The following is an 18,495-nucleotide window of genomic DNA, read 5'->3' as shown; positions in this document are numbered from 1 at the left end:
CACAACATCGAAAAACTACTTCACTACGGGCAGTTAGCAACATAAACTAGAGTAAATCAATACTAGACATTCGTAAAGAAAGCCCGCATACACCGCAATCTAAAAGGCGCGATGCATCATTTTTTAAAAAATACTGATAAAAAGTCAAATCATTGCAAAATCAAGTTTATCGAGGCAAATTAGTATTTATTGCGAAAACACAATCGTGGCAGGAAATGGCTGTGAAATATTGGCTTTTTCTTCAATCTTGTTATAACCCAAGGAAGGTTTATGAAAACCGAAATAAAAACACCAATACTCCCAGAAAACACATCTGATGCTAAAGTAATTCATATCTATGTGAATGAAGGACAGCAAGTTACTTGCAACCAACAATTATTTGATATTGAAACAGATAAAGTAGTGCTTGAAGTTGTCTCTCCCTCTGCAGGCGTTATTGAAAACATTTCAATAGCAGAAAATGCCCACGTTTTTTCAGAGCAGCTAGCGATGAATCTACGTGAAATGGAAGAGCCAGAAAAACCGGTGGACTCCCCAGATATAAATGACATTGAGACCATAGTAGAGAAAAAAGTCAAAGACGATTCGGAGATGATTGCTCTAGAACAAGTAATTGGGAAATCTTTATTTGATAAACGAGGTATGATTTGTGGCCTATTGGGGATGATGGTAGGAATAATAATTGGCGCTATTGGGGCGGTGATCATTTGGGTGTAATGCATAATATTGCATAAGTTGCATGCTGTTTACGTAGGCGAGGTCCGCATATGCCTTTAGAGAACGTGTCATTCTCGAGTACCAAATCTAGTGCTCATCAAACAGGCTTTTATTGCGAATATATTTTCGCATGTAGTGATAGGTAATCGGACGCAATAACCAACTTTTTAAAGACATAGATAAACGTTGCAAGGTAGGCGTGTTTTCATAGATTTGTTCGTCATGCAACCAGAGCATTTTGCCGACATGCCAAAAATAGTAAGGTATGGGGGGCAGATAAGTGATCATATCTAAGTCGCAGCAGATACGATACGTTCTGTTATGCAGCTTATATTTTCGACGGAAAGATAAACTACCCGCCGCCGGCTGCCCGAAGGTAACAACGCGCTTTACGCTTTTGGGGTGAACGCGTTCGTAATAGTCTGCCATTAATACAGCAACCGCACCACCTGATGAATGGCCAATAAACGAGAAGCGCTTACCTTGCTTGAGAAGAGGGGTAAGCGAATGATATAAAACTTGACGTAAAGAATGTAACTTGCCATCTGGCGATATAGAGCTTGGGTACAAAGGTGCATCAAGCAGCCGTTTAAACCCCCAATGAACATTGTAGCTGTCGTTGTATACATTTAATTTTGAGGGAAAGCAGCAACAATTTCCCAGCCAGTCTTTCAGCCCTAAAGAGCCTCGGAATACGATGATCACTTCTTTTTTGTCGTCTTGCCACAATAGCCTGACACTCATTCGTCCATACTTGTCTGTAAGCTGAATCTGATGAAAGGGGGAAATCACGTTTTTATATGTATTGGGTGTGTCTGGGTAGGCTAATTGACACAATATTGCATAACGCTCGTACTGATACCGTTTAAGTCTTTTCAAGCGCGCGTCCTAGGGTATGTGGCAACAAGATCATATTGAAAATAAGTAACAAATAGGAAAATTTCTTATAAAAATATGATCATGCGTTTACTTATTGACCAAGAGCATAACTAAAAATAGTGTTTTGGGTCAAAAACTTTACGAGCTGTTTATTTAAAACTCACGGTGGGATTATACTTGGCAGTTCGCCTTACTTTTGTCGAAAAATTTATTTTTCAATGGATAAAAAATCAAAGCGTATATGGACATACTCGAAGTGTTTTTGCGACAAAAGTAAGGCGAACTGCCAAGTATAATCCCACCGTGATTTACAACTTATTTCGCTAGCTATAGATGTTTATGGCAGTGGCTAAAAAGTAACAAAGCCTAAAATTGAATCTCAAGCTTGTCATAATCAATAAAGTGACCAGTATCTGCTGTGCGCAATTGCTCGATGAGTGCTAGCATTTTGGCACAAGCATAGTCGACTGTATCCGTAGCATTCGCGCCCCCCATATCTGTTTTCACCCAGCCTGGATTTAGAGATACAACCGTTGCTTGTTTGTCGCATAGGATGTGTGAGAGTTGTTTAGTTAACATGTTTATTGCCGCTTTTGACATGGCGTAAGCGGTGTACATGTCTTGTCCGTTTTGTACGCTTGATATACTCGCTAGGCCAGAGGATAGGTTGACCACTTTCACCCCATTGGTCAAATTATTGTGCAACGCTTGTATTAATATCGCAGGCCCTACTGCATTTACCGCAAATGAGTGCATGAACACCTCGTGTGACCAATTACCATATGCTTCATCAATGCTGATACCCGCACTATTGATGATATAGTCGAATACAATACCTTTCTCTTTGATTGTGTTAGCAAAAGCCTTGATTGAACTGTCTTGTAGGACGTCCAGCGTGAAAACAAAAAGCGATTTTCCAATATGTTGTTGCAGTTCTTGGGGAAGAGCAGTTTGATCACGGCATGTACAAGCCACAGTGTAAGATTGATTTAGACAAGCGCTTACCAATCCGAGTCCAATTCCCCGATTACCGCCCGTAACCAAGACTGTTTTGTTGTTGTGCATAGGCAACCATTATAGTTTGATGATTTTTTCCTCAGTATACCATCAGCAAAGGTAAGTAGTCCCTAGACGAAAACCACTGTTTTTTATCTTAATTTGCATTCAAAGATTGCTACTGAAAAAACTTGAGGTATTATTGTTAGATTAACACATAAAAGCTTTACCAAGGGTAACATGCCAGAAGACCAAAAAAGCATAGGGCAATCGCCTTTGTTATCTGACGCTGACTCAGTTTACGCAAAAATAATGAATGATATTGCTGATGGCGTATTTGTTAGCGGTGACCGACTCGTTACAACACAATTAGCAAAGCGTTACGATACAAGTATTAACCCGATTAGAGAAGCATTAAAGCAGTTGCAAGGTGAAGGTTTTGTATCAATATCCCCAAATAGTGGGGCGAGTGTTGCAAAATTTGAATTTGAAACAATGCGGAATGTATTTGAAATACTGCAGTTACTCGACCCATATTTGTTGCAGTACTTTGTTGAAACGCACACGGCTTCACAATTGGCTGAAACGCAAGCTATCCAGAATAAACTTGAGCTGATGTCTGATGAGGAGCTTTTAGAATTCAGGTATTGGGACACTGAATTTCACTGGTCTATCTACAAGCACCATTACAACAAACAAGCGATAGATTTGTGGAAGCGCAATCGCCTAATTCTTCATGCGATGCACGTTAACTTACCGATCAATTTGGTACGCATTAAGCAAAGCATAGCAGAACATCAGGAATTACTTACTGCCATTATTTCCCGAGACTCCACGCAAGCACTCAATGTACTTAGAGCGCATATTAGTGGTAGTGGTAGCTTCTGGTCTCGTCATTATAGATTTTAAGCGTTATCGCCTCGCAGCGATAGCGCTTCTGCTTTCCCCATCTTCTACACTTTTTATGCGGGGCAACTGTAAGGTTGTCGCCCTGCTCACAAAAACAATCGTAGTTTCTCTCAATTCCGCAAATCAAGCTTAAGCTATAACCGATGAAAAATTTCGGGCGCTACCCATTGTCAATGAGCCGACAGATAAGAATCGCAACGGGTTTTATCACAACAATATTAAAATTACACATAATACAAATGATAATAAAGAGTAAAAATATAGTTATCGATCCTTGAAATTAATTTTAATATGTGTGATATTAACCCTCAGACAAACATTGTCTTTGATATGGGCTAGTATTTATCAAAGATTTTGATTGTTAAAAGTGTGTGCCGTGCTCTACTTGTGCTGGTTGAGCAGTGAAAAAGCCGTCTCGTTCTGCGATGACGGCTTTTTTGCATTTGTGATGTGAACAAATTTTTAAATTAAAGGTTAGGTGCTCATTAGAATAGCGCTTATTTAAACACGGCTTCTACCGTGTCTAAATTCACGCCCAATACTGCAAGCGACACTTTATTCAAAGCTTTGCGCTGCCCAGTTAAATGATATACGCGATGGATATGTTGCTGAGAAGCGCCAGCTTTTAACGGTTTGGCGCTTGATGAAGTTTCAAGTTCGTAAAAAGGACCAAAAGGCGGTTGGTCATCAAGTGGTCCGTCATTAAATAAATTAATTGCTTCGCCATTGTAGGGCTCATAACCTTCTTCAAACCAGACCGAATTATTATAATATTTGTCTTCTTGATTAAAACTGAATGTGACGATTGTCAATAAGTTGCGAACTGCGTCGTAACTACCCAAATAGGGTAAGGTATTTTCAATTGGTATGCCTATTTTATTCATATGCTTAGCATCTGCACGATAATAAAGCTTATTGTTTGCAATATGAAAATGCGTAGGCACATTGTCGTTAAAATACGTTGTTGGTTGTTTAAGCTTGCCTTTGAACGGCATGATTACAGTTGTTTTATCACTCGGTGCGAATGCACTTAAATCCCAAATAGACAACATGCCAGTATCGGGCGACCAATCGTCTGCTCCAATATTACTTATTTGAGTTTTCGCTTGATAGCCAACAACATGAATACCGTCTAAAGCTTCTATCTCTAGAGATTGCAAAATCTGTGTTTCGTCAAAAAGTGTAATAGTGCGCAAGACCTCTATTTCAAAAACAAAGTTACTATGGCTCAATATTTTTGCCTGCGAGCGCATGCTGACTTCACTGTTATTCTTTGCTAACACTTCGTATTCATCCATAGATATTGCATCAGGAACACGAATGTTTTCTGGCACTTGTGCATGTTCAGGCGCAAAAAATATCGCATGTGGGCCTTTTTCGGGCGCAAACCAAAGTCTTGTCGAACCTCCGATAGCTTGATTGGGATTGGTATGCTTGGTTGTTAAGTATTCTCTGTGTATCCACCCAATACTTTGATCGTAAAGTGAATGTTGAGGCTCAAGGGAGAAAGCGCCTACCATCACACGCCCTTGTAATTCTGGGAGAACAATCACCTTTCCGTGTGTATTTGTCAACTCGACGGGTTCAAAGTGCTTGTTTAATAGGAGTAGGTCGTTTGAATACAAAGGGCTTGCTGATGACATTTTCACAACGCTGATTAGACTGATAAGGAATAGTAGTTTTATATGCATACTTTTTTAGCTCTATTTACTCGGGTATGTTGACCCTAATGTTCTCATTGTTTATCGGGATCATCGTAATGCATTTGCCTGCAAGCAGAGGGAAGCATGCCAAACATCTTAGCAAATTGTTTTGAAAAATAGCTGTGATCGTGAAAGCCGCAATCTTCTGCGACTTCCGCTATCGGAAGGCTACTTTCGATTAACAAGCGTCTCGCCTTCTCGAGTCTGTATTCGTTGATGAATTGCTTTGGCGTTTTAGACAAGTGTTTTTTAAATCGCCGCTCTAAGGCGCTTACAGACAAAAAGCACTTCTGAGCAAGTTCTTCAATGGTGAATTCTCGTTGAAAATTTTCTTTGATAAAAGAAATTGGCTGCTTGAGTAAATCGGCATGGCTGAGTATATGCGACTGCTCTAAAGGAAAAGTATAGCCGTAAGTGCCAATAATTTTTTCGTCCTTATTGAAAAGTGGTCGTTTTGAAGTGGAAAACCAAGCCATATCGCCATTTTTTAACATGTTTAACTCTAAACGATTGGAAATGTGCTCTCCGCTCATTACTCGCTTATCATCGTTCATGTATTGTTTGGCTAAATGAGGTGGGAAAAACGCTTTGTCTTGTTTGCCCAAAAAGGCGCTTTTGTTCTTTCCTCCCGTATGTGCGATCAGCGCTTGATTTACATGCATAAAACATCCTTGATGGTCTTTTATCCAAAAAAATACGCCTGGAAGCAGGTCAAACATTGATAAAAATTGTGTCGATGTTATTTCATCTAAATCTATTTTATTTATATTTATCATGTATATAGCATTTCAATGAATATTTTTAACTGTAAGTCGCGCCGATTATGTTGCATTTTACTCCGAAAATTGATTAACACAAAATGTTATTTAAATGTAAATTAAAATTTGTAATGCAATTGCGATAAATAGGAAAGTATGTCAGTGCAGCATAGAAAAATTCGAATGGGAATGGTCGGCGGCGGAGAAGGCGCATTTATTGGTGTGGTACATCGCCTGGCCGCTAATTTAGATGGCGTCATTGAGCTAGTTTGTGGCGCGTTTAGCCGCGATGCTGAAAATTGTAAGCGCACAGGACGTGCTTTGTGTTTAGATGATTCGCGTTGTTATACAAGTTATGCCGAGATGTTTGAAGCAGAAAAAGCTTTACCGTCTGAACAACGTATGGAATTTGTGGCAGTTGTCACCCCAAACCATTTACATTTTGATGTCGCTAAACAAGCATTGGAGTCGGGTTTTCATGTCTTGAGTGACAAGCCGGCGACCTTTAGCTTAGCTGAAGCGAATGCACTTGAAAAAATTGTTGCCAAGACCGGTTTATTATACGGATTGACTCATACCTACTTAGGTTACCCACTGGTAAAACACGCCAAACAACTCGTCCAAGATGGAGCCTTAGGCAAAGTGACTAAAGTAGTGAGTCATTATCATCAGGGCTGGTTAGCTACGCCCCCGAGCGAAGACAACAAACAGGCAGAATGGCGCTTAGATCCAAAAACAGCAGGTATAAGTTGTTGTATGGGTGACATTGGTGTGCACGCGGCAAACTTGGTTGAATACATTACGCAGGACGAAATTACTGAGCTATGCGCCGATTTAACGTCAACCGTCGAGGGGCGTGTACTGGATGATGATGGCTGTGTCATCTTTAAAACCAAGCAAGGTGCCAAGGGTATTATCTCTGCGAGTCAAATTTGTGTAGGGGACGAAAACGACCTATCGATAAAGGTCTACGGGGACAAGGCTAGTCTTTTTTGGCGTCAAGAAGAGCCCAACTCTTTGTGGGTAAAATATCAAAATGCACCCTCTCAACTATTGCGAGTAGGGGTAGGTGAGTTGTCCTCTGAAGCGCAAGCGGCGATTAGAACGCCGGCTGGGCACCCAGAAGGTTATATCGAAGCATTCGCCAATATATACAAAGATTTTGCAAAACAAGTCGCTATTTTTGGCAGTGACGGTCTAGACGAAGCAGAGGTGCCTGGCATTGAACACGCGGTCAGAGGGATGGCATTTATCGAAAATGTCGTTTACGCGAGCCAATCTGAACAAAAGTGGCACACACTTGTGCTTGACGCTAACGAACTTAAGTAAGGAAAGTGGATGAAAGAGATCAAAGGACCATCAATATTTTTAGCTCAATTTGCTGGTGATGAAGCGCCCTTTAATTCGCTGGATAGCATTTGTCGGTGGGCGGCTGATTTAGGCTACAAAGGGATTCAAATGCCCTCGTGGGATGGCCGTTTGTTTGATTTAGAGCTGGCCGGAAAAAGTGTTGAATACTGTAATGATGTATTGGCAACGCTAGACAAACACGGTCTCGCGATGACTGAGTTGTCCACCCACCTTCAAGGGCAGCTTGTGGCTGTTAACCCTGCTTATGATGCCATGTTTGACGGCTTTGCTCCTGCACAGTATCACGGTAAACCTGAAGCGCGAACTGAATGGGCTATTTCGCAAATGAAAGCCGCAGCCCAAGCAAGTAAGCATATGAACTTAAAGTCTCATGCGAGTTTTTCAGGCGCGCTGCTTTGGCATACTTTTTATCCTTGGCCACAGCGTCCAGCTGGACTGGTGGAGCAAGGTTTTGAAGCGCTTGGAAAGCGTTGGTTACCTATACTTGACGCCTTTGATGAAGCGGATTGTGATGTATGCTATGAACTGCATCCCGGTGAAGACCTACACGACGGTATCACCTTTGAAATGTTCCTAGAAGCAACTAACAATCACCCCAGAGCAAATATTTTATACGATCCCAGTCACTTTGTTTTACAGCAGCTCGATTATCTCTCGTTTATCGATATATACCATGAACGCATTAAAGCATTTCATGTGAAAGATGCTGAGTTTAACCCTTCGGGGAAAATGGGGGTGTATGGGGGATACCAAGCTTGGGTTAATCGACCGGGAAGGTTTCGTTCATTGGGTGATGGACAAATCGATTTCAAAGCTATCTTTTCTAAACTAACGGCGAACGGCTTTGACGGCTGGGCCACACTAGAGTGGGAATGCTGTATCAAACACCCTGAAGATGGTGCAAGAGAAGGCGCAGAATTTATTAAACAACACCTTATTCGTCCTACCGAAAAGGCGTTTGATGATTTCGCCGATGGTGGCGCTGACGAAGCGCTAAACAAGCAAATATTAGGACTCTAAAAGAGGAATATAACGATGGACACGCAATATACGCAGCAAGATCAATCCAGACTATTTATTTTAAGTTGTATTGCTCTAACCGTGACAGCTATGACCTTTGCGATTCGAGCGGGGATATTGGGAGATTTGGGTACTCAATACGGACTATCGGGTACTGAGCTTGGGTTAATAAGTTCTATGGCATTTTTGGGCTTTCCAATTGCGACGATGGTCGGAGGTATCTTATATAATATGTTTGGCCCGCGAATGCTGCTGTGGATTGCGTTCATTGGTCATGCAGTTGGACTGATTTTGACCATTTATTCGAGTGGCTTTTGGGGCTTAATTATTTCTACTTTTCTAATCGGTTTTGCAAATGGTATGGTCGAAGCTGCGTGCAATCCGTTGATAGCAGAAACGCACGAAAACAACAAAACAACCATGCTAAATAAATTCCATGTTTGGTTCCCAGGCGGGATAGTCATTGGCGCATTAGTTTCAACCGGCATGACTGAGCTGTCGTATGGTTGGGAGTTACAAATAGCGGTTATGCTTATCCCTACGGCAATTTATGGTTATATGTTGTTAAAAAGTAATTTCCCAAAACTCAATCCATTAATCATGTCATCTTCTGAAAACATCAAAAACTTGTTTTCACCTTTGTACATTTTCTTAGTGGTATGTATGACATTAACTGCGACAACCGAACTTGCGACAGGCCAATGGATCAATGAGATTTTGGCTGCATCAGGGGCACACCCCATGCTTACCTTAGCGCTTGTTACCGGTATTATGGCCGTTGGGCGATATTTTGCGGGTCCAATTGTACATTCTTTAAATCCTGTAGGTGTACTGGTAGCCTCTGCGGTATTATCAACGCTGGGCTTGTATTTAATGAGTCAGCTGCAAGGAACACCCGTTTATTTTGCGGCGGTTGTTTTTGCGCTTGGCGTCACTTACTTTTGGCCGACTATGCTAGGTTGTGTAGGTGAATACACGCCAAAAACAGGTGCAATTGGCATGTCGCTAATAGGCGGAGCAGGGATGTTTGCAGTAAGCATTTGGACGCCAATTATTGGGCGTTGGATGGACGAAGCAAAGGCGCAGGCCTTGACACAGAATTTAAGTGAGAATGAAATGGCGCTTGCCTCTGGTCAAGCTGTGCTGAGTAGCTTACTAGTGTTACCCGCCATACTCATCGTTGCCTTTGCAGCCTTATATTTTTATCTGCATAAGCGCGGACAAAACCACACTGCGGTAAGTGAAGCTGGTTAGACGATTAAAAAGTTGCAAAGCCCATGTTTAAACGAAATAGGGCTTTGTAGCATAGGCACACGAGGATAAATATGCGTAGTAGTAAACAAAGATTGGCGGCCTGCCTTGGACTAGCGATGGCTTGCAGCTTGCCCTTGAATACGCTGGCTCATGAAATGGGTTTACAGTTGTACAGTGTAAGAAATCAAATGGAAAAAGATGTACCTGGTACTTTGTCAACCGTGCGTGACTGGGGGATTTCTTACCTTGAAGCTGGAGGAAATCTGCACGGTTACGCTTTGCCAGAGTTTAAAGCCCTATTGGATTTAAATGGTTTTGAAGTTGTGAGTGTTGATTCGTCTTTTGAAGAAATTCGTGATAACCCAATGCAAGCGGTTTACAAAGCGCACTTTTACGGCGCCAAGTTAGCCACGATATATTGGGCACCGCATGGCGAAAAGTTTACATTGGACGACGCCAAAAAAACGGTACAAGTACTCAATAATGGCGGTGCAATTTTAGCAACTCATGGTATTACTTTGCAGTATCATCCCCATGGATATGAATTCGATAAATGGGAAGATGGCACATTGCTCGATTACATTATTCAGAATACTACCAATGCGACCTTTGAGATGGATGTGTTTTGGATTAAACAAGGGGCACAAGACCCGCTTGCCTTACTTGAAAAGTATCCCACTAAATTCACGTCCATGCATCTAAAAGACCGGGCAAAAGGCTCCCCCTATACCAGTGATGGCAGTGCCGATCGAGATACCATGGTAGTCCTGGGACAAGGTGATGTTGGTATTGAAGAGGTCGTCAAGTTAGGTAAAGAATACGGGGTAAAATACTTTTTTATAGAGGATGAATCTGATCGCGTAATGGAACAAGTCCCGAAAAGCATTGACTATCTAAAATCGATCAATTTCTGAATTTTTGACGGCTTTGGCTATAACAGAAGCTTGATTTTGTTTGTATTACTCAAAGGCCTTAAGGGCCTTTGAGTTATTTTATATTGCGTCTAATGGCGTTAATCGCGGCTTTGGTGTCGTTAACTTTAAGTGCGTCAACGATATCCTTGTGCTCTTCGACTAGTTTTATTGAGGTGGTGATACGTTTGTAGTTCATACGCATGCGGATAACAATTGGGTACCAAATGTTAACCAAGTCTTCGCCGCCTGCGGCTTCTACTAAATATTGATGGAAGGCGATGTCAGTTTTGGTGAGTTCGGTATAGCGACCGCCTTCGAAATGATCGTGCATTTCTTCAATTATGGCTTCTAAGTCCGTGAAATGCTCAATGGTTAGCTTGCCTTCTAGTTGTTTGACAGCAAATTCTTCTATTTTTCGTCGAATACCGATGCTTAATTTTTGTAATTCGGGATCTAAAGGACTACTGACAGACGAGCCAACATTGTTGCGACTGACTAATAAGCCTTCTTTAGTGAGTTTGAGGAGTACGTCTCTGATTGGACCGCGCGATGTACCAAAGCGCTCCGCTAACTGTTGTTCATTCAGTTTGGTGTTTGGCTTTAAGTCGCCAGCAATGATGTCAGAGCGCAATACATCAGCAATTTGCTCTCTTACAGATAATATCTTTTGTAACTGTGACATTGTTGTCTCTTATTCTTAGTATCAAGTTTCATCTTTGGTTATTTGAGTATATAAATTTGCTCTTTACGGAATTGTTAAAATTATACATTATTGTTAACAAATTGTATGCAATATTTAGAATTTGTTCAACTATAAAAGTTGGCATTTAATTGTTAACAATGTACACTATGGGGATGGTAAATTTTATGGGTTCAAACAATATGTCCGTTGTTGCAACCAAGAGTATAGCAGATATTAGCGGGTATAATATACGCGCTGGTGAAGTGGCCTTATACAAGGTGCCGCTGAAAGAAGTATTAAGCGATGCGATGCATGGCGATCATACTCATTTTGATGTAATTGTTTGTAAATTATACACACAAGACGGTTACGAAGGTGTTGGATACACGTATACCGGTGGTAAAGGTGGCGAAGCTATCGTCAGCCTCATTGAAAAAGAGCTCATTCCCTATGTAACGGGGAAAGATTCACGTCGTGTAGAAGCGCATTGGCACAAAATGAATGAATTTCTTCATTACGTAGGCCGCGGTGGGATATTGAGTTTTGCAATATCTGCTGTGGATATTGCTTTATGGGATATTCGTTGCAAACGTTTAAATCAGCCTTTATGGCAAGTCGCAGGTGGTCACAGTAATTCTACTCGTTGTTACGCAGGCGGCATCGACCTAAACTTCTCAAAAGAAAAATTACTGTCAAACATACAGTCATATTTGGACAGAGGCTTTAAGTCTGTCAAGATTAAAGTAGGTCAGCCAAATATACAAGACGACATTGATCGCATTCGCGCGGTTAGAGCATTGATTGGTGAAGACGTAAGTTTTATGATCGATGCGAATTATTCATTGACTGTACCTCAGGCAATCAAGCTTGGGCGAGCAGTGGAAGACCAAAATATCGACTGGTTTGAAGAACCAACTAATCCTGACGATCTATTTGGTTACAAGCAAATCAGCGAAAAGCAAAATATCCCGCTCTCTATGGGCGAAAATTTACATACAGTTTATGAATTTAATCATGCAATTAGGCATGCTGGACTGAGTTATTTACAACCGGACGCTTCAAATATTGGCGGCATTACTGGTTGGTTAAAGGTTGCAAATTTGGCGTATGTGAATAATATGCCCATTTGCACACATGGTATGCATGAGCTTCATGTATCGTTGATGGCTTCTCAACCTAACGCTGGCAATATGGAAGTACATTCATTCCCAATTGATGAATATACCACTTGTCCACTGCAGCTAGTCGATGGACGTGCCGTTGCACCCGATCTCCCAGGGATAGGCGTTGAGTTTGATGAATCCCTTCTTAAACCGCATTACGTTAAGTTATAAGAGTCAATTATGTTAGCAGCAGAATATATTGGTAATAAATCATTTAGCCTTCGCGAAGGCAGTGCACAAGCACCTGAAAGCGGCGAAGTCAGGCTTTCAGTAAGCTATGTCGGTATTTGTGGTACAGACATGCACATTTATCACGGCGCAATGGATCAGCGTGTTGGGCCACCTAGTGTAATTGGTCATGAAATGTCTGGTGTAGTAGCCGAACTTGGCGAAGGTGTGACGGATTTTAAAGTCGGTGACCGTGTCGTTGTGCGTCCATTGGATTGGTGCGGCGAGTGTCCTGCATGTAAGGCTGGCAACACGCACGTATGCCAAAACCTCAAATTTATGGGGATTGATACCCCTGGAGCCTTTCAGTCTTCTTGGACAGTAAAAGCAAGAACACTTCATAAGTTACCTGAAAATGTAAATCAACAGCAGGGTGCGCTTGTAGAGCCATTAGCTGTGGCATGTCACGACATTAATCGTGCAAAAGTAAAAGCCGGTGAGCAAGTGGTTGTGCTAGGTGGCGGGCCTATCGGTCAATTAGTTGCGCTAGTTGCCAAAGCGGTTGGAGCAGAAGTACTTGTTTCTGAAGTAAATGAACAACGTCGAAAGTTTGCAGAACAGTATGGATTGAAAACGGTCGATCCGCTCAAAGAAGATATTGTCGAAGTTGTTAATGCTTGGACAGAAGGCAAAGGTGCTGAGGCGGTATTTGAAGTATCAGGCGTGCAACCAGCTGTTGACGTAATGGGTGAAATTGCCGCTGTTCGCGGACGTATTTGTATGGTGGCTATCCACACACAAAAACCGCAAGTTGACTTGTTTAAATTCTTCTGGAAAGAGCTTGAACTAGTGGGTGCGCGAGTCTACGAAGCACAAGATTTTGAAATGGCTATCGAATTACTTGCTAATAGTAAAATTGACATCAGTTCATTCGTTACTTCTGTTACAGCCTTAGATAGCATTCAAGATGCATTTGGCGGCTTAGACGGAAATCCTTCTGGTATGAAAGCATTGGTTAATTGTGAGGTTAAAGCAGAACTATGAGTAACGGCATGTTTGACTTAACGGGTAAAGTTGCCTTGGTAACAGGGTGTTCACGTGGTATCGGTTTGGCAATGGCTGAAGGTTTAGCAGAAGCTGGTGCTGATATTATTGGGGTATCTGCATCTTTACCTGCCTCAGGTTCAGAAATTGAAAAGCGCGTCACTGCACTGGGCAAGAAGTTCACCGCATACAAGTGTGATTTTTCTGACAGAGCGGCGGTAAAAGCACTTGCAGACACCTTAAATGCAGAACATCCAGTGATTGATATCATGGTCAATAATGCAGGGAATATTTTGCGTGCTCCTGCTACTGAACACCCAGACGAGTACTGGGATAAAATCATCGAAATCAACTTGAACTCTCAATTTATCCTTAGCCGTGAAATTGGTAAAGGAATGGTTGAGCGCAAACAGGGTAAAATTATCTTTACTGCATCATTATTGACTTTCCAAGGTGGTATTACCGTACCGGGCTATGCGGCCAGTAAAGGTGCAATAGGACAGTTGACCAAAGCACTCGCGAACGAGTGGGCACCACATGGTGTTAACGTTAACGCAATTGCACCGGGTTATATTGCGACAGATAACACCGAAGCATTGAGAGATGATCCAGAGCGTGCGACATCTATACTTGCACGTATTCCTCAAGGTCGTTGGGGAGAAGCAGAAGACTTTAAAGGCCCAACGGTATTCTTGTCTTCTAAAGCATCTGATTATATGAATGGCGCAGTTGTGCTGGTTGATGGCGGCTGGATGGGAAGATAATTATGGAATTAATAAGCAATCAAAATTTTATTAATGGTGAGTATGTCAATTCTAGTTCCGCTGAGACAATTGAAGTACTTTCTCCATCAACAGGTAAATTAGTTGGTCTTATCCCTAAGGGAACAAAAGAAGACGCTGAACTTGCTCTAGAGACAGCTAATGCAGCTCAACCTGCTTGGGCGCAAAAGACTGCGCGTGAACGCGCTTCTATTTTGCGTACATTTGCCAATTTAATTCGCGAAAACAGATCATTCTTAGCTGAATTACTTGTTTCAGAACAAGGTAAGTTGATTGGTGTCGCGGAAATGGAAGTTGACGTAACGGCAACGTTTATCGATTATGCCTGTGACCATGCACTTCAAATCAAAGGCGACATTCTGCCTTCTGATGCTGAAGACGAAAAAATCTTTATTCACAAAGTACCACGTGGTGTGGTTGTGGCTATCACTGCTTGGAACTTCCCCTTAGCCCTAGCTGGGCGTAAGATCGGTCCAGCCTTGATTACGGGCAACACGATAGTTGTAAAACCGACGCAAGAAACGCCTTTAGCTACCATTGCATTGGGTCAACTAGCTATCGAAGCAGGAATCCCAGCTGGCGTCTTGAATATCATTAACGGAACAGGCTCTGTTGTTGGTCAGACTTTGTGTGAGAGTCACATTACCAAGCTTATTACCATGACTGGCAGTACTCGAGCAGGACAGATTATTTATCAGGCAGCGGGTAAGCATTTAACGCCTGTTATGCTTGAGTTGGGCGGCAAAGCACCGCTTATTGTAATGGAAGATGCTGATTTAGATAAAGCTGTCCAAGACGCGATTGATGCGCGTTTTGCTAACTGTGGTCAGGTCTGTACTTGTGCAGAGCGCATATATGTTCATGCAGACGTATACGATAAGTTTACGGCGGCGTACATTGAAAAAGCCAAGGCGATTGTGGTTGGCGATCCTATGGATCCCGCTTCGCAAATGGGACCTAAAGTTAACAAGGCAGAGATAGCAAACATTAAGTCAATATTAGCTAAGTCTGTTGAAGAAGGCGCGACGGTCGCACTTGGTGGCGAAGAGATTGCAGTAGAAGGCTTTGAAGGTGGAAACTGGTTTGCACCAACCGTTGTAACGGATGTCAAACAGGATAATCACCTAGTGCATGAAGAAACCTTCGGTCCAATCGTTCCAATCATCAAAATAAATAGCATTGATGAAGCGATAGCGTACACGAACGATTCTGAATACGGACTATCTGCCTATTTGTATACTGAAAACATGAAATATGTTCACCAATCGATCAAACATATGGAAGTGGGTGAGGTATATGTTAATCGAGGTATCGGCGAACAACACCAAGGTTTCCACAATGGATGGAAAATGAGTGGTATGGGTGGAGAAGACGGTCAATACGGTCTTGAGCAGTACCTAGAGAAGAAAACCGTATATTGGAAGGAATTCTAAGACCCCCTGTGTACTGAACTTTAGTTCAGGATGCAACGACCGGTGCATGAAAATGCATCGGCCTTTTTTGTATATCCCGATTATTCAGTATGCGCGAGTATTGCATCATCTGATACGGTTTCTAAAGGGCGATAAATGAGCTCGTTCTCTTTGTATGGCTTGTTGCTCTCCGCGCAGTAAGCACTGATCATTGCCCATCTTGGGTTCTCAGAGCGGTTCTGATTAGACTTGTGCAGCAGGTTACAGTGGAAAAACAAGGTATCACCTGGCTTAAGTTCGACTTTGACTAACTCGTGATATTTGAGTGCTTCTTCAACTGAATCCAAGTCGGCACCTTTTTGATCGCCCGTTTTTGAATGATCGATACGACCAATGTGATGAGAGCCTTTCAATACCTCTAAACAGCCGTTTTCTTCCGTTGCCTCGTTGATAGCTACCATGACACTCAACAACTTGGGGTAAAGGTGGTAGTTGTCATAGCACCAATAGCCGTAGTCTTGATGCCATTCCCACGCACCGCCTACAAATGGCTCTTTCATCATGACCTTAGTTGTCGTGTGAAACACTGGCTCATTAAGCAGTAATTCTGCAGACTTTGCCATTCTCTCCCCACGAGGAAACATAGAGTACAAGTCGTCTCCTAAATCTTGCCACAAGCTTACTTTACTTACGGTGCCAGAGGCGTCTTTTTTGTCCCAAGCGTTCTGATACAAATTATCATCTGAGAAAGCTTTTTTTTGAAGTTTTTCAATTTCCGCTTCTGAATAAAAGCCTCTTGCGATTACGTAGCCATTTTCATGAAACTCAGCAATTTGTTCTTTTGTTAGTAAGTTAACCATCAACATTTACCTCACAATTTTGAGTTAACTATGTTATTCACAGGTGTTGAAGCATATCAATACCTGAGGGTAAGCATAGCCATAAGATTACATTGAGCCTCTCTATGAAAATGTACATGTGTTTCATTCAATCAGCTCATCTATTTAGCGGTAAAATATAACATCAGTATTTGAATATGAAAATAGTATTCATTTATAAAAATATTGACTTTGTAGCTAAATAACTCAAAATTAAAGAGATTTTGTTAGGAGTAAGAATGGCAGACAAGTATTCAGTACCGGCAGTAGATAAAGCCTTCGAGATTTTGGAATTTTTATCTGAGCAAAAAACGGGATTGACTAAAGCAGAAATTGCATGCGGAATTAATCGTAATATCAACGAGATATACCGCGTACTGATAAACTTAGAAGCAAAAGGCTATTTGGTACAAGATCCTAGTTCCTCTCGCTATAAAATGTCATTGAAGCTTTTTACTCTGACGCGGCGAATTGATCCTATGTCTCATATCGCACAAACAGCGTTGCCGGTTATGGAAGAGTTTGCCTTTGAATTTGGTGTTTCTTGTCATTTGTTTACTTTGTACAAGAGCAAAGCGATGATGGCTCTGCAGGCGAGTAGTCACGATGCTATTTCGATGCAAATCATGGAAGGGACGCTCTTTGATTTATTCTCGCTGGGAGCAGGAAAGCTATTAATGGCAAATAGCAATGCCGAAGTACAAAAGATGCTGATTGACCGGGATGAGCAGTTGAGTCAGCAAGCAAAAGATGACGAATTTTCGCTAAAAGAAACCATCCATCAGCTACGCAGAACGAAATTTTGTCGGCACGTCAGTGACAAACTCCCTGGTGTCATTGAACTCTCTAGTCTGATTGGTGCCAATGATGGAAAAATCATTGCTGCGCTGTCAATAATGGGATTAGGCTTAAATGCCGCAAAAGAACAAGCGCTAAAACAAGCGCTCGCTGATTGTACAAATAAAATTTCAACTGAGCTTAGTTTGTTGTAACAGGCTTATAGTTTTCTTTTATTAGTTGTTTGATATAAATATTGGCTTCCCATTGGTCGCATAATGGTCGTTGCGTGTGTGGCTCTAGAGGCATGTAAGGCGCAGGACCAAATTCTGTCGTAATGGGAAAGGACTGTTCTCCTCTGGCTTGCGCTTTGTCTAGTATCGATGACCACCAAGATAAAAAGCGTGCAACGGTGCTTGCATATTCAGGTGCCGTTGGATCGGCTATTTGTGGACCTTCAGAAAACCCCACACGAGAGTGAATGTGATGCATATTACCAAACATCCTATGCAATCGATCTTCTTGATCATCAAGTAAAGTGCCTGCAACACAGCACCAATGGCTTAAATCCGCGTTTAACTTGAGATCAGGGCGCGCATTCAAAAACTGTTCAGTTGTGTGGCTAGCAAAGCTAAAACGGCCGCGGTGCGTTTCATGGACTAGCTTGACGCCTGTGTATTGGGCTACTGCTTCACATTCATCAATGATCGATAGATTATCTTCGAAAGAGAAAAAATCACGGCCAGTTTGGCTATTGATAAATGTAGGCTCGGTAGAAGCGAGTAGTTCGAGCCTCTGTCTTATTTCTTTTTTATACTGCGGAATATCTAAACAAACCGTTTCGTAATGCTGAGCAATGTACTTTAATCCAGCCGATTTGATTTGCTTAATCTTGCTTAGATGCTCAGGTGAAAGAGAGAGACCCATATGGAAGGGTATTTCTATTCCGTCGAATCCACTATCTATAACTCTTTGAATAAACACATCAAAATCCATTTCGTCAAATCCCCAAATCGGGGCATAGAATTCTAATTTCATTCTTCACTCTACTTTCTAAGCTAAAATTTG

18 protein-coding genes are annotated in these 18,495 nt (G+C 41.9%); 11 read left to right on the top strand and 7 right to left on the bottom strand.

Features of this window, described 5'->3' with window-relative positions:
• The first annotated feature begins 270 nt into the window (after positions 1 to 270).
• Entirely contained in the window at positions 271 to 717 is a 447-nt protein-coding gene (locus ACFOHL_RS03650) for a biotin/lipoyl-containing protein (RefSeq protein ID WP_376918833.1), read from the top strand.
• 87 nt (positions 718 to 804) lie between these two features.
• On the opposite strand, the gene ACFOHL_RS03645 is transcribed toward ACFOHL_RS03650, so the two are convergent.
• Complete coding sequence (locus tag ACFOHL_RS03645; RefSeq protein ID WP_376918832.1) at positions 805 to 1,596, bottom strand: lipase family protein; 792 nt, start codon at positions 1,594 to 1,596, stop codon at positions 805 to 807.
• Positions 1,597 to 1,962: 366 nt separating this feature from the next.
• Positions 1,963 to 2,661 (bottom strand): SDR family NAD(P)-dependent oxidoreductase, encoded by a 699-nt coding sequence (locus ACFOHL_RS03640; RefSeq protein ID WP_376918831.1) that lies wholly within the window; start codon positions 2,659 to 2,661, stop codon positions 1,963 to 1,965.
• Between the two features lie 171 nt (positions 2,662 to 2,832).
• Between ACFOHL_RS03640 and ACFOHL_RS03635 the strand changes: the two genes are divergently transcribed.
• Complete coding sequence (locus tag ACFOHL_RS03635) at positions 2,833 to 3,501, top strand: GntR family transcriptional regulator (RefSeq protein WP_376918830.1); 669 nt, start codon at positions 2,833 to 2,835, stop codon at positions 3,499 to 3,501.
• Between the two features lie 497 nt (positions 3,502 to 3,998).
• Here ACFOHL_RS03635 and ACFOHL_RS03630 read toward each other — a convergent pair whose 3' ends face one another.
• Complete coding sequence (locus ACFOHL_RS03630; protein ID WP_376918829.1) at positions 3,999 to 5,192, bottom strand: DUF6786 family protein; 1,194 nt, start codon at positions 5,190 to 5,192, stop codon at positions 3,999 to 4,001.
• A 44-nt stretch (positions 5,193 to 5,236) separates the two neighbouring features.
• Positions 5,237 to 5,923 (bottom strand): AraC family transcriptional regulator, encoded by a 687-nt coding sequence (locus tag ACFOHL_RS03625; RefSeq protein WP_376918961.1) that lies wholly within the window; start codon positions 5,921 to 5,923, stop codon positions 5,237 to 5,239.
• Positions 5,924 to 6,118: 195 nt separating this feature from the next.
• Between ACFOHL_RS03625 and ACFOHL_RS03620 the strand changes: the two genes are divergently transcribed.
• The 4 genes from ACFOHL_RS03620 (at position 6,119) to ACFOHL_RS03605 (ending at position 10,521) form a co-directional block, all read left to right on the top strand.
• Positions 6,119 to 7,291, top strand: a complete 1,173-nt coding sequence (locus ACFOHL_RS03620; RefSeq protein ID WP_376918828.1) for a Gfo/Idh/MocA family protein — start codon at positions 6,119 to 6,121, stop codon at positions 7,289 to 7,291.
• 9 nt (positions 7,292 to 7,300) lie between these two features.
• On the top strand, positions 7,301 to 8,353 hold the full coding sequence (locus ACFOHL_RS03615; RefSeq protein WP_376918827.1) for a sugar phosphate isomerase/epimerase family protein: 1,053 nt from the start codon (positions 7,301 to 7,303) through the stop codon (positions 8,351 to 8,353).
• 15 nt (positions 8,354 to 8,368) lie between these two features.
• Positions 8,369 to 9,607, top strand: coding sequence for an MFS transporter (locus ACFOHL_RS03610; RefSeq protein WP_376918826.1), 1,239 nt, complete (start codon positions 8,369 to 8,371; stop codon positions 9,605 to 9,607).
• Between the two features lie 71 nt (positions 9,608 to 9,678).
• Positions 9,679 to 10,521 carry a sugar phosphate isomerase/epimerase family protein gene (locus ACFOHL_RS03605; protein ID WP_376918825.1) on the top strand — a complete coding sequence of 281 codons (843 nt, stop codon included), beginning with the start codon at positions 9,679 to 9,681 and terminating at the stop codon, positions 10,519 to 10,521.
• A gap of 73 nt (positions 10,522 to 10,594) precedes the next feature.
• Here the strand turns inward: ACFOHL_RS03605 and ACFOHL_RS03600 are convergent, their stop codons facing one another.
• The gene (locus tag ACFOHL_RS03600; protein WP_376918824.1) at positions 10,595 to 11,203 is read right to left on the bottom strand and encodes a GntR family transcriptional regulator; all 609 of its coding nucleotides are present in this window, start codon (positions 11,201 to 11,203) and stop codon (positions 10,595 to 10,597) included.
• Positions 11,204 to 11,403: 200 nt separating this feature from the next.
• On the opposite strand from ACFOHL_RS03600, the gene ACFOHL_RS03595 reads away from it, so the two are divergent.
• From ACFOHL_RS03595 to aldA, 4 genes are read left to right on the top strand one after another with little or no spacing between them, the layout of a single operon-like run.
• Complete coding sequence (locus ACFOHL_RS03595) at positions 11,404 to 12,537, top strand: mandelate racemase/muconate lactonizing enzyme family protein (RefSeq protein ID WP_376918960.1); 1,134 nt, start codon at positions 11,404 to 11,406, stop codon at positions 12,535 to 12,537.
• 9 nt (positions 12,538 to 12,546) lie between these two features.
• Positions 12,547 to 13,578 carry a zinc-dependent alcohol dehydrogenase gene (locus ACFOHL_RS03590; protein ID WP_376918823.1) on the top strand — a complete coding sequence of 344 codons (1,032 nt, stop codon included), beginning with the start codon at positions 12,547 to 12,549 and terminating at the stop codon, positions 13,576 to 13,578.
• Positions 13,575 to 14,342: an SDR family NAD(P)-dependent oxidoreductase gene (locus ACFOHL_RS03585; RefSeq protein ID WP_376918822.1), complete on the top strand. Its 768-nt coding sequence runs from the start codon at positions 13,575 to 13,577 to the stop codon at positions 14,340 to 14,342. The genes ACFOHL_RS03590 and ACFOHL_RS03585 overlap by 4 nt, the downstream gene beginning before the upstream one ends.
• 2 nt (positions 14,343 to 14,344) lie before the next feature.
• The gene (gene aldA, locus ACFOHL_RS03580) at positions 14,345 to 15,793 is read left to right on the top strand and encodes an aldehyde dehydrogenase (RefSeq protein WP_376918821.1); all 1,449 of its coding nucleotides are present in this window, start codon (positions 14,345 to 14,347) and stop codon (positions 15,791 to 15,793) included.
• Between the two features lie 80 nt (positions 15,794 to 15,873).
• Here aldA and ACFOHL_RS03575 read toward each other — a convergent pair whose 3' ends face one another.
• Positions 15,874 to 16,632 carry a phytanoyl-CoA dioxygenase family protein gene (locus ACFOHL_RS03575; protein WP_376918820.1) on the bottom strand — a complete coding sequence of 253 codons (759 nt, stop codon included), beginning with the start codon at positions 16,630 to 16,632 and terminating at the stop codon, positions 15,874 to 15,876.
• Positions 16,633 to 16,889: 257 nt separating this feature from the next.
• Here ACFOHL_RS03575 and ACFOHL_RS03570 point away from each other — a divergent pair, with 257 nt between their 5' ends.
• Positions 16,890 to 17,642 carry an IclR family transcriptional regulator gene (locus tag ACFOHL_RS03570; protein ID WP_376918819.1) on the top strand — a complete coding sequence of 251 codons (753 nt, stop codon included), beginning with the start codon at positions 16,890 to 16,892 and terminating at the stop codon, positions 17,640 to 17,642.
• On the opposite strand, the gene ACFOHL_RS03565 is transcribed toward ACFOHL_RS03570, so the two are convergent.
• Entirely contained in the window at positions 17,629 to 18,465 is an 837-nt protein-coding gene (locus tag ACFOHL_RS03565) for a sugar phosphate isomerase/epimerase family protein (RefSeq protein WP_376918818.1), read from the bottom strand. The genes ACFOHL_RS03570 and ACFOHL_RS03565 overlap by 14 nt on opposite strands.
• Between the last annotated feature and the right edge of the window lie 30 nt (positions 18,466 to 18,495).

Origin of the sequence: Agaribacter flavus (assembly GCF_042646125.1) — a bacterium.
Taxonomy (GTDB): domain Bacteria; phylum Pseudomonadota; class Gammaproteobacteria; order Enterobacterales; family Alteromonadaceae; genus Glaciecola; species Glaciecola flavus.
Note: the sequence above shows the minus strand (reverse complement) of the source record. Positions and strands in the feature narration are given on the sequence as shown.